The following is a 13,587-nucleotide window of genomic DNA, read 5'->3' as shown; positions in this document are numbered from 1 at the left end:
CGGGCCGCTGATCACCGCTCCGGCCGGAGCTCCCGGCTCGTCATCGCGGCGGCGGCCTCGCCGATGATCGCCGTCATGGCCCGCTCCGCGCCGTCGGCGTCACCCGCGCGGATCGCCTCCGCGACGTCGCCGTGCAGCCGGATCGCGACCTGCTCCGGCCGGGCGGGCATCAGCCCGTGCCGGGTCCGCCCGGCGAGCACCTCGGCGACGACGCCGGACAGGGCGGCGAACATCTCGTTGCCCGCGGCTTCCAGCAGCGCGCGGTGGAAGCGGACGTCGGCGTCGAGGTAGGCATCGAGATCGCCGGAGCGGCCGTGCACCGCCATGTCCATGACGGCACCGGTGAGCAGCCCGCACTGCTCAGGGGTCGCACGGTCCGCCGCGTAACGGGCGGCGACAGGCTCGAAGCCCGCGCGCAGCTCGGACAGGGAGCGCAGCTGCGCCGTGCGGTCGCTGCCGGCGAGGCGCCACCGGATGATCATCGGGGCGAAGACGTTCCAGGCCGCCCGTGGGGCGACGGTGACGCCGACGCGTCGCCTGCTGGTGACCATCCCGAGCGACTCGAGCACCCGCACGGCCTCGCGGGCGATGGTGCGCGACACGGCTGATCCGGCAGCCAGCTCCTCCGTGCGAAGGACGGCGCCCTCGGGGAGCTCGCCCGCGGCGATCCGGCGGCCGAGGGAGTCCAGCAGGTCGGCGTGCAGGCCGACCGACGAGTGGGCGGTCATGGTCCCGATGATCGCATTTGTGGCGGACGACGAGCCAAGCTCGTTGTCATGAATCGGTACAGGCTTGAATAGTTAATACTTTTCAGGCCACTCTTCTCATGTCGTCGCACCACTGATGCCGCGAGAGGACACGATCCGATGCCACAGCCCCTGCCCCTGGTGACCGTGATGGGTGTCTCCGGTTCCGGGAAGACGACCGTGGGAGCCGCGCTCGCGCAGCGCCTCGGTGTCCCCTTCGCCGACGCCGACGACTTCCATCCCGCGGTGAACATCGCCAAGATGTCGGCCGGCGTCCCGCTCACCGACGACGACCGCGTCCCGTGGCTGCAGGCGATCGGCACCTGGCAGGCCGATCGCACCGCCTCCGGCGCGGTCGTGACCTGCTCGGCCCTGCGCCGCTCCTACCGCGACGGGCTCCGCGCCGCCGCCCCGGCGCAGATGTTCGTGCACCTGACCGGCAGCCGCCGGACCGTGGCCCGCCGCGTCGCCGGCCGGCCGGGCCATTTCATGCCCGCCGCGCTCGTCGACTCCCAGTACGACACCCTCGAGCCGCTCGGCGACGACGAGTACGGCATCACCCTCGATCTCGACCGGTCCGTCGACGACCTGGTCGCCGTCGCGGCCGACGCCGTCACCGGCGCCGACCGGCTCGGCGGTCTGGCATGACCACGTTCCTGCTCGCCCAGACCGCCCCCGCCGCCCCGCCGGCCCCCGCCGCCCTGCTGATCACCGCGGCGCTGGTCGGGATCGGACTGATCGTCGTACTGATCACCCGGTTCTCGGTGCATCCGTTCCTCGCGCTGACGATCGGCTCGCTGGTGGTCGCCGGGATCGCCGGGATGCCGGTCACCGCCGCGGTCGCGAGCTTCAGCAAGGGCTTCGGCGACACCGCGGCCGGGGTCGGCACCCTGATCGCGCTCGGCGCGATGTTCGGCAAGCTGCTCGCCGACTCCGGCGGTGCCGACCAGATCGTCGACACCATCCTGCGTCGCTCCGGGGAACGCAGCCTGCCGTGGGCGATGGCGCTGATCGGCGCCCTCATCGGCCTCCCGATGTTCTTCGAGATCGGCCTCGTCCTGCTGATGCCGGTCATCTTCCTGGTGGCGCGGCGCTCGGGGCTCTCGCTGGTCAAGGTGGGCATCCCGGCGCTGGCCGGCCTCTCCGCCATGCACGGGCTCGTCCCGCCGCACCCCGGTCCGCTCGTCGCGGTCTCCGCGCTGAACGCGAACCTCGGCATCACGCTGGGCCTCGGTGTGCTCATCGCGCTGCCCGTCATCGCCGTCGCCGGCCCGCTGTTCGCGCGCTACGCCGCCCGCTGGGTCGACGTCACCGCGCCCGCCGGGGACGCGCCGTCCGGCGGCGAGCCGGCAGGCGGCTCCGGCGTCGCGACCGAGCGCCGCGCCGCCACCCGTCCCACCTTCGTCGCGACGCTGGTCAGCGTGCTGCTGCCGGTGGTCCTGATGATGGGGAAGGCCCTCGCCGACATCTTCGTGGCGGACAAGACCGATCCGGTGCGGGTCGTGCTGAACTTCCTCGGGACCCCGCTGATGGCGCTGCTGATCGCCGTCGTGGTCGCCGTGTTCACCCTCGGCCGCGGCACCGGGATGGGAGCGAAGGCGATCGGCCGGTCGCTCGAGCAGGCGCTGCCCCCGATCGCCGGGATCCTGCTGATCGTCGCCGCGGGTGGTGGCTTCAAGCAGACCCTCATCGACACGCAGATCGGTGACCTGATCGCCGGGCTGGTGTCCGGTGGCAGCGCCTCGGTGCTGATCGTCGGTTGGCTGATCGCGGTGCTCATCCGGCTCGCCACCGGTTCGGCGACCGTGGCAACGGTGACCGCGTCCGGAATCCTCGCGCCGCTCGTCGGCACCCTCGATCCGGCACAGACCTCGCTGCTGGTGCTCGCGATCGGCGCCGGATCGCTGTTCTTCTCGCACGTCAACGACGCCGGGTTCTGGCTGGTCAAGGAGTACTTCGGGCTCTCGGTCACGCAGACGATCAAGACCTGGTCGGTGATGGAGACGCTGATCTCGGTGGTCGGGCTGGCGCTGGTGCTGCTGATCTCACTGATCATCTGACACCGCAGGACCCGGATCGGCCGGCCGGTCCGGGTCCGGTGGCAGGTGCCTGGCGAGGAAGTCCTCGACGTGCCGCAGGACGGTGTCCGGGTGGCTCTCGATCAGGAAGTGGCCGCCCCCGGGCACCAGGTGGATCTCGGCGTCCGGGAGGTCCGTGGCGAACGCGCGGGCCCCGGCCGGGCCGAAGATCTCGTCGTTCTCACCCCAGACGGCCAGCAGCGGGACCTGGGTCCTCCGGAACCAGGCGTGCAGCTCCGGGTAGAGCGGCGGGTTCGTCGCGTAGTCGCGGAACAGGCTCAGCTGCGCCTGGTCGGAGCCGGGGCGGGCCATCGAGGCGGCGTCGATCGTCCAGGTGTCCGGGTCGACGAGCTCGGGCCGGTCCACCCCGTGCAGGTACTGCCACCGGATGGCCGGTTCGCCGAGCGCGGCGCGCACCGCGGGCTCGGTGTCCGGGCCCGGGGCGTTCGCGTAGGCCCAGACCGGCGCCCAGAAGTCCTCGACGAAGCCCTCGTCGTAGGCGTTGCCGTTCTGGCTGATCACGGCGGTCACGGCGGCCGGGCGGCGCAGCGCCAGCCGCCACGCGACGGGTGCCCCGTAGTCCTGCACGACGACCGCGAACCGGTGCACGCCCAGCTCGTCGAGCAGCGCCTCGGTCACGTCGGTCAGCGCGTCGAAGGTGTAGCCGAACTCCTCGGTGCCCGGCGCGTCGGAGTGGCCGAAGCCGATGTGGTCCGGCGCGATCACCCGGTAGCGCTCGCCGAGTGCCGGGAGCAGCGCCCGGTACATCCGTGAGCTGGTCGGGAAGCCGTGCAGCAGCAGCACGACCGGTGCGTCCCGGGGGCCGGCCTCGCGGACGAAGACCCGGTGCCCGGCGATCTCGTGGTGGCGGTACTCGATCTCGGTGGCCGCAGCGGTTGTCCCGGTCATTCCAACCTCCTAATGTTGTTTAGATGGTTAGACAGAAGCACGGACAGCGGCTCGGGTCAAGCCGGGCCGGCGGCTACCCTGGGCCGATGCCCGACGTCCGGCCGCTCACCGGGGAGCCGCTCCCGCTGGATCTGCTCAACACCCGGTGGAGCGAGGGCGGGACGGAGCAGGACCTGCTGTCGACGCCGGACGGCGTCGCGGCCTGGCTCGCCGGGCACGGGTTCGCCGGGCCCGCCGGGGAGCCGGTCGCGGCGGCGCTGCGGGAGGCCCGCGCGGTGATGACCGAGCTGCTGGACGCGCCGGCCGCAGGCACCGCGGCCGCGTTCGACCGGATCCTGGACCGCGGCCGGCTGCGCCGCGGGTACGGCCCGGCCGGGGCCGTGACGCGCCCGGAGACCGGCGACCCGGCCTGGCTGCCCGCCTGGACCGCGGCCGAGGCGCTGCTCCGGCTGCTGGAGACCCGCCCCGAGCGGGTCCGGCGGTGCGCGCACGACACCTGTGTCCTGCACTTCCTGGACACCACCCGGAACGGGACCCGGCGCTGGTGCTCGATGGCGTCCTGCGGCAACCGGTCGAAGTCGAACCGGCACTACGCCCGCACCCGCGGCGGCGGATGACCCGGATCAGGGCAGCAGCCGGTACCGGCGCGCCTGCACCACCGCGCCGTGCCGGTTCGCCGCGTGCAGCTTCCCGATCAGGCTCTTCACGTGCCCCTTCACCGTGTACAGCCGGACGCCGAGCGCCGCCGCGACGTCCCGGTCGCCCAGCCCGGCCGCGACCAGCGCCAGTACGTCACGCTCGCGGCGGGTCAGGTGCACCGGAGGGCCACCGTGGTCCGCGGGTCCGGGCAGGAGGTGCTCGGCGGCGGCACGGACGGCGCTTGCGAGCTGCTCGTCGTCGATCCGCGCGGCGAGCGCGTACAGCTCCGAGAAGGTGTCCTGGGCGCGCACGCGCAACCCGTCCGGGTCGGGGCCGGCAGCGCCGCCAGTGCCGTCGGGGCCGTCGGGGCCGGCAGGGCCGCCGGTGCGGACCGCGGCGGTCACGGCCAGCTCCTGCTCCAGCGCCCTCGCCTCCGCCACCACGACGTCGAGTACCCGGTCGAGACCCTGGTGCGGGGTCCGGTGCGAGGCGTAGAGCACCGCCACCGGACGCCGCGCGACCACCACCGGCACCGCGGCGAGCGCGCGCAACCGCTCGGCCCGGATGATCGCGTCGTACCGGTGGGTGATCATGGGGTTCGCGACGTAGTCGGGCACCGCCAGCGCGCGCTGCTGCGCCACCACCTGCCCGCCGAGACCCTGCCCCGGTTCCAGGTTCGCCCCGCGCAGCGGTCCGACGACCTGGCCGTCGAAGTGCTCCAGCAGCACCCCGCCGGGGCCGACCCGGCCACCGAAGGCGAGCGAGCTGCCGGTGCTCCGCCGGATCCGGGCCAGTGCCCGGCCGATGCTCGCGGGCAGCGCGGCACCGATCCCCCTCGTCGGGGGGTGGGCGTCGACGCTCGGCACGACGACAGTCTCGCCCGGTGGGAGCAGTACCTACAAGGAACATCCGAGGAGCAGCCATGTCGGACGTCGCCGGGACCCTCAGCCGCTGGCTCGACGAGTACGGATCGCCGGACGCGGACGCGGCGCACCTGCTGTGCGACCGGCACGATCCGGCCGCCGTCGCCTTCCGGTTCGTCGACGTCACCGGCGACGGGGACCTGACGTGCACCACGGCCACCTACGGCGAGCTCGCCGACGGGTCCCGGCGGCTGGCCGGCGCGCTGGCCGACCGCGGTGTCCGGCGCGGCGACCGGGTCGCCGTCCTGATGTCCAAGCGCCCGGAGCTGGTGCTCACCCTGCTCGCGATCTGGCGGCTCGGTGCGGTGCACGTCCCGCTGTTCACCGCCTTCGCCGAGGGCGCGATCCGGCTGCGGGTGGAGAGCGCCGGTGTGCGGCTCGTCGTCACCGAGCCCGCCGAACGGCCCAAGCTCGACGCCCTGGACGGACTCGACGTGCTCGTCACCGGTGCCGGGTTCGACGAGCTGGTGACCGGCGGCGAGCCGTGCACCGGCACCGAGGCGGTCGGCGGCGACGGCGCGCTGCTGCAGCTCTACACCAGCGGCACCACCGGGAAGCCGAAGGGCGTGGTGGTGCCGGTGCGGGCGCTCGCCTCCTTCCACTGCTACCTGCACCACGGGCTGGACGTCGCCGCGGACGACGTCTACTGGAACATCGCGGACCCCGGCTGGGCCTACGGGCTGTACTACGGGATCGTCGCGCCACTGCTGGCCGGGCGGCCCAACCTGCTGTTCCGCGGGAACTTCACGCCGGCCTCCGCGGTGGCGGTGCTGCGGACCTTCGGCGTCACCAACTTCGCCGGCGCCCCCACCGTCTACCGCGCGCTGAGCAAGAGCGGCGCGGTCGAGGGCGTCACGCTGAGGCGGGCGTCGTCGGCCGGTGAACCGCTCACCCCGGACGTCGTGGCCTGGGGGGAGAAGACCTTCGGGACCCCGATCCGGGACCACTACGGCCAGACCGAGCTCGGCATGGTGATCGGCAACCACTGGCACGACGACGTCGTGCACCCGATCCGGGACGGTTCGATGGGCCGCCCGCTGCCCGGCGTCACCGCGGACGTCGTCGACGGCCAGATCGCGATTGACGCGACCGCCAGCCCGCTGTTCTGGTTCGCCGGCTACGACGGCGCGCCGGAGCGGACCGCCGAGCGGTTCACCGCCGACGGGCGCTGGTACCTCACCGGCGACACGGGCCGGGTGGATCCGGACGGCCACTTCTTCTTCACCGCCCGCGACGACGACGTGATCCTCGCCGCGGGCTACCGGATCGGCCCGTTCGACGTCGAGAGCGTGCTGATCACCCATCCCGAGGTCGCCGACGTCGCCGTGGTCGGACGCCCCGATCCCGAGGGTGTCCGGGGCGAGGTCGTCGAGGCGTTCGTGGTCCCGGCGGGCGAGGTCACCGCCGACCGGCACGCCGGACTGGCCGGTGAGCTGCAGGCGCTCGTCCGGGACACCTACTCCCGGCACGCCTACCCGCGGACGGTCCACTTCGTACCGGAGCTCCCGAAGACGCCCAGCGGCAAGATCCAGCGCTACCTGCTGCGCGCCCGCTGATCGTCCCGCTCCCGGAACGACCGGACGGCGGCCACGACGTCGGTCGCGACGTCGGCCGGGTCCCGGCACGGGCAGGTCCCGCAGAACGCCGGCGGCCCGCCCACCGGCGCGGTCCGGAACGCCAGGCAGCAGGCGCGCCGGGACACCGTCATCCAGGAGCCGCCGTCCACCTCGACCGTCCCGACCGTGACGAGCCCGGCCAGGCCGGCCCGCCCGAGCAGGTCACGGGTCGGGGCGACCAGCCGGTCGGGTTCGCGGCGGTGCCACGACAGGTGCAGCGCGCTGAGCGCCACCGCGTGCGCGACCGACCCGCGCAGCACGCGACGCCCCACCCGGGTCCTGGCGGCCAGCTCGTCGGCCAGCGGGAGCAGGCTCCCGGTCAGCAGGCCGGCGCAGAGCGCGTCCGGATCGGACCGGGCCGGGATCCCGGGCTCGGCGAACGCCAGCCAGCCGGGGACCCGCTCGTCCGGGCCGAGCGCGACGTTGCCGGGCCGCGCGTCGAGCAGCGTGTCGAGCTCGTGGAACGCCGCCAGCACCGGTGCGGCCAGCCGCAGCGCGTAGCGGTCCAGGAGCAGGGCCGCGGCGACCGCCCGGCCGGGTGCCCGCCGGTCGGCGACGGTCCGGTCCAGGGTGTCGTCGAGCCGGGACCCGAGTGCGACGGCGGCGGGCGTCCAGCCGGGCGGGCGACCGGAGCGGGCCACGAACCGGTCGCCCAGCGGGACGCGGGCGACCGGCACGGTGCCCGGACCGGACGGGAAGGTCGCCGGGACGGACCCGGTCCGCGGGGGGTGCGGACCGGGCCGTCGCGGTACTCGTCCGGCGTCGCTCAGCGCCGGGCCGGGTCGACCGTGACCGGCTCGCGCCGGGCCTCGTGGTGGTTGGCGTTGCGCGGGGTGGCGAGCACCTGGCGGGTGCGGTCGTCCAGCGCGGCCGAGTCGGACAGCGCGCCGCTCGCGGCCAGGGTGTGCTCCAGCGCGTCGAGCCAGTGCAGGTAGTAGCTCCACGGCTCGCCGCCCTGGCCGGCCTCCCACTGCCGGATCGAGTCGATCAGCGACAGCTGGAACTCGCTCCACTCGTAGTGGCCCTCGTGGTAGGCGGCCACCGCCATCGCGAACGCCCGCAGCTCCCACGGCTCGGAGAACGGCCGGTCCGCGCCCGGCATGTCGCACACCAGCTTCTCCACCCGGCGCCGGGCGTCGCCCAGCTCGGTGGCGTCGGTGCGGACCCCGGTGCCGCCGGTGCCGCTCATCCGGCGGACCCCACCGGCAGCGGCGCGCCGACGCCGATCATCGAGTCCCGGGTGACCAGCGCGGCGAGCTCCTCCTCGGACAGGTTCTCGCTGCCGGCCGGGCGCTGCGGCAGCACCCAGTAGCGCAGCTCGGAGCTGGAGTCCCAGACCCGGATCTCGACCGCGTCCGGCACCGGGAACCCGAAGTCCTCGGCGAGCACCGTGCGCGGCTCGCGCACGATCCGGGCCCGGAACGGCGGCGCCTTGTACCAGTTCGGCGGCAGCCCGAGGACCGGCCACGGGTAGCACGAGCACAGCGTGCAGACGATCACGTGGTGCACGGTGTCGGTGTTCTCGACGACCACCATCTCCTCGCCCTGCAGACCGCCGATGCCCAGCTCGCGGCAGGCGGCGGAGGCGTCGGCGAGCAGCCGCTCCTTGAAGGCCGGGTCGGTCCACGCCTTCGCGACGACCTTCGCCCCGAGCTGCGGGCCGACCTCGTTCTCGTAGACCTCGGCGAGCCGGTCCACGGCCGCGGTGGTCATCACGCCCTTCTCGATGAGCAGCGCCTCCAGGGCCTTGACCCGGGCGGTGATCTCCTCCTGCGAGCTGAGGCGGGTGTCGGTGCGGATCTCGGTCACGGTCAGGCTCCCTGGGGGACGGTCGCGGGGGCGGGGCTCAGGTAGGGCTCCCACACGTCGAAGTAGTTGGAGCCGTTCGGGTCGGCGGTCTCCGGGCCCCACAGCTCGGCCGCGGTGAACCGCACGGTGTAGAGGTGCTCCGGGCAGTCGCCGAGCCCGTTGCCCGCGGTGTCCGGGTACAGGTAGGTGCCGTGCGCGGCGGTGACGACGCCGCGCTTGCCGCGGATGTAGCGGGCCCGGCGGGTGTGCCCGAACGGGCTGTCGTCGGAGACGACGATCTCGTCGCCGACCGAGAACTGCGCCTTCCGGTCGGACTCGCGGTGCGCCGGGAACCCGTTGGTGACCGCCCAGTCGACGAACTCGACGATCTCGGTGTCGGTCTCCCGCTCGGGCAGCGGGGCGTCCGGGTTCTCCAGGTAGTAGCGGGTGCGCTCGGCGAGCTCGGCCGGGTCGAGCAGGCCGGCGGCCTCGGCGTAGTGCTCGACGGCGTGCGCCCAGTGCTCGTAGTAGTTGGAGAGCAGGTACTCGGCCGGGTCCATCTTCTCGATGCCGTGCCGGAACTGGTCGACGTTGAACAGCCCGGCCCGCGCGCTCTGCGCGAACATCGAGAAGGCGATCTTCTCCCACTCGGCGCGGAACACCGGCTCGGCCATGTGGTCGTTCTCGACCTTGCCCAGACCGTCGGTTCCGCCGAGATCGAAGACTCCGTTCACTGCTGTCCTCCCACGGTGGTGAGCGCCGGCGGGGCGGGGAAGCCGCCGACGGCCTGCTCGAAGGTGTGTGCGACGCGCAGCACGGTCGCGTCGTCGAAGCGCTTGCCGACGATCATCAGCCCGGCCGGCAGCCCGTCCACCAGGCCGGCCGGCACGCTCGCCGCCGGATGCCCGGTGACGTCGAACGGGGCGCAGTTGCCGACCATCCCGAGCGCGGTGGGCAGGTAGCTGTCCAGGTCGGCGTCGAGCCCGATCAGCTCCGGGGCGGTGTAGGGCAGGGTCGGCATGACCAGCACGTCGTAGCTGCCCAGCGCGGCGTCGTAGGCCGCGCGCAGGTCGAACGCCAGGTTGCGGGCCATCCCGTAGTACGAGCCGCCGCCGTGGCCGAAGGTGTAGCCGCCGGACAGGCCGACCAGCTTCACCGTCTTGGACAGCTCCGCGCCGCGCTCGATCCGCTGCCGCGCGTAGTGCGCGATCAGCTCGGGATCGTAGAGACCGGGGTAGTTCATCCCGTAGGCGTTGCCGGCGACCATCTGGTAGGCGGCACCCTCGGTGGCGATGACGTTCCAGACCGCCATCCCGTCGAGGTGCCAGGGGATCGACACCTCCTCGGCGGTCAGCCCGGCCCCGCGCAGGGTGTCGATCGCCTCCCGCACGGTCCGGTCGACGCCCGGGTCGCTCTCCGGGCGGCCGAAGCCCTCGGTGACGATCCCGACCCGCAGCCCGGCCGCCGACGTGCCGAGTGCGGCGAGGTAGTCGACCGGCTCCAGCGAGGTGGGCTGGCGGGCGTCGAGCCCGTCGACGCCGGCGAGCACGCCGAGCATCAGCGCGGCGTCGGAGACGGTCCGGGTGATCGGCCCGAGATGGTCGATCGTCGCCTCGATCGGGAACGCCCCGGTGTAGGGCACCAGACCGTGCGTCGGTTTGTGCCCGACCGTGCCGGAGAACGCGCTGGGGATGCGGATGGAGCCGCCCTGGTCACCGCCGACGGCCAGGTCGACCGCGCCGCTGCCGACCAGCGCGGCGCTGCCGCTGGACGAGCCGCCGGCCGCCCGCGACGGGTCCCAGGGGTTGCGCACCGGCCACGGCCGGGAGGTGAAGCTGGCACCGGAGAAGCACAGGTCCTCGCAGACCGCCTTGCCGGTGATCGTCGCCCCGGCGGCGAGCAGCCGGGTCGCGACGGTGGCGTCCCGGCGCGGGACGAAGCCCTCGACGGTCGCCGAGCCGTTGGTCATCGGGACCCCGGCGAGCGAGATGTTGTCCTTCAGGGCGACCGTCCGCCCGGCGAGCGGGCCGTCCGCGGCGCCGGGCACCGACGTCGTCACGTACCAGCCGCCGAGCGGGTTGTCGGCCGGTTCGGCCCAGGCGCGCTCCGGCGCCTCGGGGGCGGAGGCCCGGTACAGCTCCTCGACCCGGTCGGTCGCGCTCAGCGTCGCGGTCACGGCGGGGAGGAACTCGGCGAGCTCGGCCTCGGACAGTCCGAACGCGTGCTGGGAGTTGATCGCCGCGAGCCGGGCGGGATCAGGGGGTGGTAGTGCCATGGAGCAGAACTCCTCACGTGCTGTGGATGCGAGAAAGCTAGGGAGCCCGCCCTGTCGTGTCAATGTTTGCCGACGCGTTGACAGGAGTTCTGATCTGGACGTCAACCGCCCGTCATCCGGGTGAGATCAGGACCGCCCCTCGGGATCGGACGCCGGTCCCCCCGGCCGCACGATCCGTGGGACGCTGCCCGGGTGGGTCCCGGTCGCGGACCACCGACGCGTCGCGGGAGGAACGGTGCAGATGGACGGCCCGCTCCGGAGCCGGGCGGCGGTGGGCGTGCCGGTCGACGACCCGGGCCCGCCGGACCGGCGGGCCTAGCCGTGCGCCTGGGCGCGCTGCTCGCGCACCTGTCGGACGCGCCGCCGTACCCGGTGGTCGGGTGGGCGCGCCGGCTCGCCGACGCCGGGTTCCGGAGCCTGTGGGCACCCGAGATCATCGGGCGCGGCCGGCTGGTCCCGGACCCGTTCGCGGCGCTGGCGGCCGCGGCGGCCGCCACCCCGGACCTTGAGCTGGGAACCGGCACGGTGCAGGTTCCGCTGCACCATCCCGCCGAGCTCGCGCACCGGATGCTCTCGCTGCAGGCGGTGTGCGGCGACCGGCTGTCGCTCGGGGTGAGCCCGGGCTCGACCCGCAGCGACTACGCCGTGCTGGGGCGCGACCACCGGGGCCGTTTCCGTGCCTTCGACGAGAACATCGTCCGGCTGCGGGCACTGCTCGCCGACGGTGGCGACGCGCAGGCCCGGCTCGCCGACCCGCCGCGCGACGGCCGCCCGCCGCTGCTGCTCGGCTCGTGGGGCGCGAACGTCGAGAAGGCGGCCCGCCACTTCGAGGGCTGGCTCGGCTCGGCGTTCCGCGTCACCCCCGACGAGCTGCTCGCCGCGCACGACCGGTTCCGGGCCGCCGGTGGCCTCCGCGCGGTCGCGTACGCGATCCCGGTGCCCGCGGGCGCCGATCTCGGGCCGATCGGCGAGCAGCTGCGCCGCTACGCCGACGCGGGCTTCGACGACGCGGTCGTGGCGATCGCGCCGGGCGGGCCGGACCCGGAGCGGGTGCGGGCACTGCTGCCCTGAGCCCGGCGGGCCGCCGCACGGCCCGCGCCCTCACCGGCGGCGGCCCGGCCGGGTCGGCGCGGCGCCGGTCCGCACCGCGCCGTCGCTGTCCGACATCGACCCGAACGTGGCCCCGCGCGCGGCGGCCAGGTGCAGCGGCTGCTCCACGTGATGACGGCCGTCCAGGGCGATCGTGCCGCGCGGCACCTCGAACCGGCCGTGGCGCATCTCGTCGGCCACCGGGGTCGGGTCGGTGGTCCGGACCTGCCGGGCCGCGGCCGCCCACACGTGGATCGCCTCGAACATCGACTCGGACAGGCTGGACAGCGGCGGCGCCCAGCGGCCGAACCGCTCGCGGTAGCGCTGCAGCAGCGTCCCGTTGCGCTCGGTCTGCAGGTGCTGGAAGTAGCCGGACACCCCGTGGATGCCCTCGGACGCCTCGAACCCGATCCGCTCCAGGGTGGCCTCGTCCATCGCCGGGCCCAGGCTGACGGTGCGCTCGCGCAGGCCCATCGCATGGCACTGGCGCTCGAACGCGGCGGCGTCCGCGCCGACGAAGGTGTCCAGCACGATGTCCGCACCGGACGCGGCGATCCGCTCGATCAGCGGGCCGAAGTCGCGGGCGCCGAGCGGGGCGTACCCCTCGCCGACCAGCACCGCGCCGTTGCCGGGCAGCACCTCCCGGGCGATCCGGTTCACCGTCCGCGGCCAGACGTAGTCGTTGCCGGCCAGGAACCAGCGCCGCCCGCCCGCCGACCGCATCACCGGGCCCGCCGCCAGCGCGATCTGGGTCCACGGCCGCTCGCCGAGCCGGATCCGCAGCCGCGACTCGCCGCCGCCCTCGTTCATGTTGGTGTGCACGACCAGCACGTCGTGGCCGGTCAGCGCCGAGGACACCGCCTGGTAGGTGGCCGACGTCGTGGTCAGGAAGATCGTCCGGCAGCCCGCGCGGGCCAGCCGCAGCGCCTCCAGCGCGCCGGTGCCGGGATCGGTCGCGTCGTCGGCGTGCAGCAGCTCGACCGGCCGCCCGCCGATCCCGCCCGCGGCGTTGACCTCGTCGACGGCGAGCACGGCGGCGTTCGCGACGGCCGAGGCGAACACGCTCCCGGAACCGGACCGGCTGGTGAGGGCGCCGATCCGGGGGCCGGTGGCGGCCCGGTCGCGCACCGGGTGCCCGCGCCGGCGCATCAGCCACTCCAGGCCCTGCTCGTCGATGTGCGCGTCGAGCCGGATCCGGGTCCCGCCGGGGGCCGCGGTGAAGCGCAGCCGGATCCGGCCGCGCCACGGCTGGTCGTGGGTGATCGTGATGCCGTGCGGCCTGCGCAGGTCGCTGATCCGGCCCAGGACGTCGACCGGCGGGCCGTCGCCGATCGGCGTCAGCAGGGTGATCGGCTCGCCGAGCGCGACCCGGTCGCAGGACGCGCCGAACAGCCAGCCCCCGCCGTCGCGGCCGAACCGGTCGAAGACCACCTCGGGTGCGACGGCGGCGAACTCCTCCACCGTGACCGCGATCGTCCCCATGCCGGTGGGTGGGTGGCCGTCAGCGGGATCCGTCGGCGCGCC

The 13,587-nt window shown here is 74.3% G+C and carries 14 protein-coding genes; 5 read left to right on the top strand and 9 right to left on the bottom strand.

Going from position 1 to position 13,587, the window contains the following annotated elements; genetic code table 11:
* Positions 1 to 11 precede the first annotated feature (11 nt).
* Positions 12 to 728: a FadR/GntR family transcriptional regulator gene (locus tag ABD160_RS11395; RefSeq protein WP_344021318.1), complete on the bottom strand. Its 717-nt coding sequence runs from the start codon at positions 726 to 728 to the stop codon at positions 12 to 14.
* A 138-nt stretch (positions 729 to 866) separates the two neighbouring features.
* On the opposite strand from ABD160_RS11395, the gene ABD160_RS11390 reads away from it, so the two are divergent.
* Together ABD160_RS11390 and ABD160_RS11385 are read left to right on the top strand one after the other, a co-directional pair.
* A complete protein-coding gene (locus tag ABD160_RS11390) occupies positions 867 to 1,394 on the top strand; it encodes a gluconokinase (RefSeq protein ID WP_344021316.1) in 528 nt (175 codons plus the stop codon).
* Positions 1,391 to 2,806 (top strand): GntT/GntP/DsdX family permease, encoded by a 1,416-nt coding sequence (locus ABD160_RS11385; RefSeq protein ID WP_344021314.1) that lies wholly within the window; start codon positions 1,391 to 1,393, stop codon positions 2,804 to 2,806. The genes ABD160_RS11390 and ABD160_RS11385 overlap by 4 nt, the downstream gene beginning before the upstream one ends.
* Here ABD160_RS11385 and ABD160_RS11380 read toward each other — a convergent pair.
* Positions 2,792 to 3,733: an alpha/beta fold hydrolase gene (locus tag ABD160_RS11380; RefSeq protein ID WP_344021312.1), complete on the bottom strand. Its 942-nt coding sequence runs from the start codon at positions 3,731 to 3,733 to the stop codon at positions 2,792 to 2,794. The genes ABD160_RS11385 and ABD160_RS11380 overlap by 15 nt on opposite strands.
* Positions 3,734 to 3,819: 86 nt before the next feature.
* On the opposite strand from ABD160_RS11380, the gene ABD160_RS11375 reads away from it, so the two are divergent.
* Positions 3,820 to 4,350 (top strand): CGNR zinc finger domain-containing protein, encoded by a 531-nt coding sequence (locus tag ABD160_RS11375; RefSeq protein ID WP_344021310.1) that lies wholly within the window; start codon positions 3,820 to 3,822, stop codon positions 4,348 to 4,350.
* A gap of 6 nt (positions 4,351 to 4,356) precedes the next feature.
* Here the strand turns inward: ABD160_RS11375 and ABD160_RS11370 are convergent, their stop codons facing one another.
* The gene (locus ABD160_RS11370) at positions 4,357 to 5,238 is read right to left on the bottom strand and encodes a helix-turn-helix transcriptional regulator (protein WP_344021308.1); all 882 of its coding nucleotides are present in this window, start codon (positions 5,236 to 5,238) and stop codon (positions 4,357 to 4,359) included.
* 56 nt (positions 5,239 to 5,294) lie between these two features.
* Here ABD160_RS11370 and ABD160_RS11365 point away from each other — a divergent pair, with 56 nt between their 5' ends.
* A complete protein-coding gene (locus ABD160_RS11365) occupies positions 5,295 to 6,851 on the top strand; it encodes an AMP-binding protein (RefSeq protein WP_344021306.1) in 1,557 nt (518 codons plus the stop codon).
* Here ABD160_RS11365 and ABD160_RS11360 read toward each other — a convergent pair.
* The 5 genes from ABD160_RS11360 to ABD160_RS11340 form a co-directional block, all read right to left on the bottom strand.
* Positions 6,830 to 7,588, bottom strand: coding sequence for a hypothetical protein (locus tag ABD160_RS11360; RefSeq protein WP_344021304.1), 759 nt, complete (start codon positions 7,586 to 7,588; stop codon positions 6,830 to 6,832). The genes ABD160_RS11365 and ABD160_RS11360 overlap by 22 nt on opposite strands.
* A gap of 89 nt (positions 7,589 to 7,677) precedes the next feature.
* The gene (locus ABD160_RS11355) at positions 7,678 to 8,100 is read right to left on the bottom strand and encodes a nitrile hydratase accessory protein (RefSeq protein WP_344021302.1); all 423 of its coding nucleotides are present in this window, start codon (positions 8,098 to 8,100) and stop codon (positions 7,678 to 7,680) included.
* Complete coding sequence (gene nthA / locus ABD160_RS11350) at positions 8,097 to 8,726, bottom strand: nitrile hydratase subunit alpha (protein WP_425563611.1); 630 nt, start codon at positions 8,724 to 8,726, stop codon at positions 8,097 to 8,099. Before nthA ends, ABD160_RS11355 begins: the two co-directional genes overlap by 4 nt.
* The gene (nthB, locus tag ABD160_RS11345; RefSeq protein ID WP_344021298.1) at positions 8,723 to 9,433 is read right to left on the bottom strand and encodes a nitrile hydratase subunit beta; all 711 of its coding nucleotides are present in this window, start codon (positions 9,431 to 9,433) and stop codon (positions 8,723 to 8,725) included. Before nthB ends, nthA begins: the two co-directional genes overlap by 4 nt.
* Positions 9,430 to 10,974, bottom strand: a complete 1,545-nt coding sequence (locus ABD160_RS11340) for an amidase (protein ID WP_344021296.1) — start codon at positions 10,972 to 10,974, stop codon at positions 9,430 to 9,432. Before ABD160_RS11340 ends, nthB begins: the two co-directional genes overlap by 4 nt.
* A gap of 321 nt (positions 10,975 to 11,295) precedes the next feature.
* Here ABD160_RS11340 and ABD160_RS11335 point away from each other — a divergent pair, with 321 nt between their 5' ends.
* Positions 11,296 to 12,045, top strand: coding sequence for an LLM class flavin-dependent oxidoreductase (locus ABD160_RS11335; protein WP_344021294.1), 750 nt, complete (start codon positions 11,296 to 11,298; stop codon positions 12,043 to 12,045).
* 30 nt (positions 12,046 to 12,075) lie between these two features.
* Here the strand turns inward: ABD160_RS11335 and ABD160_RS11330 are convergent, their stop codons facing one another.
* Complete coding sequence (locus ABD160_RS11330) at positions 12,076 to 13,545, bottom strand: substrate-binding protein (RefSeq protein ID WP_344021292.1); 1,470 nt, start codon at positions 13,543 to 13,545, stop codon at positions 12,076 to 12,078.
* Positions 13,546 to 13,587 lie beyond the last annotated feature (42 nt).

Origin of the sequence: Pseudonocardia kongjuensis (assembly GCF_039526905.1) — a bacterium.
GTDB classification, from domain to species: domain Bacteria; phylum Actinomycetota; class Actinomycetes; order Mycobacteriales; family Pseudonocardiaceae; genus Pseudonocardia; species Pseudonocardia kongjuensis.
The sequence above is the reverse complement of the archived record's forward strand: the minus strand, read 5'-3'. Positions and strand labels throughout refer to the sequence as shown.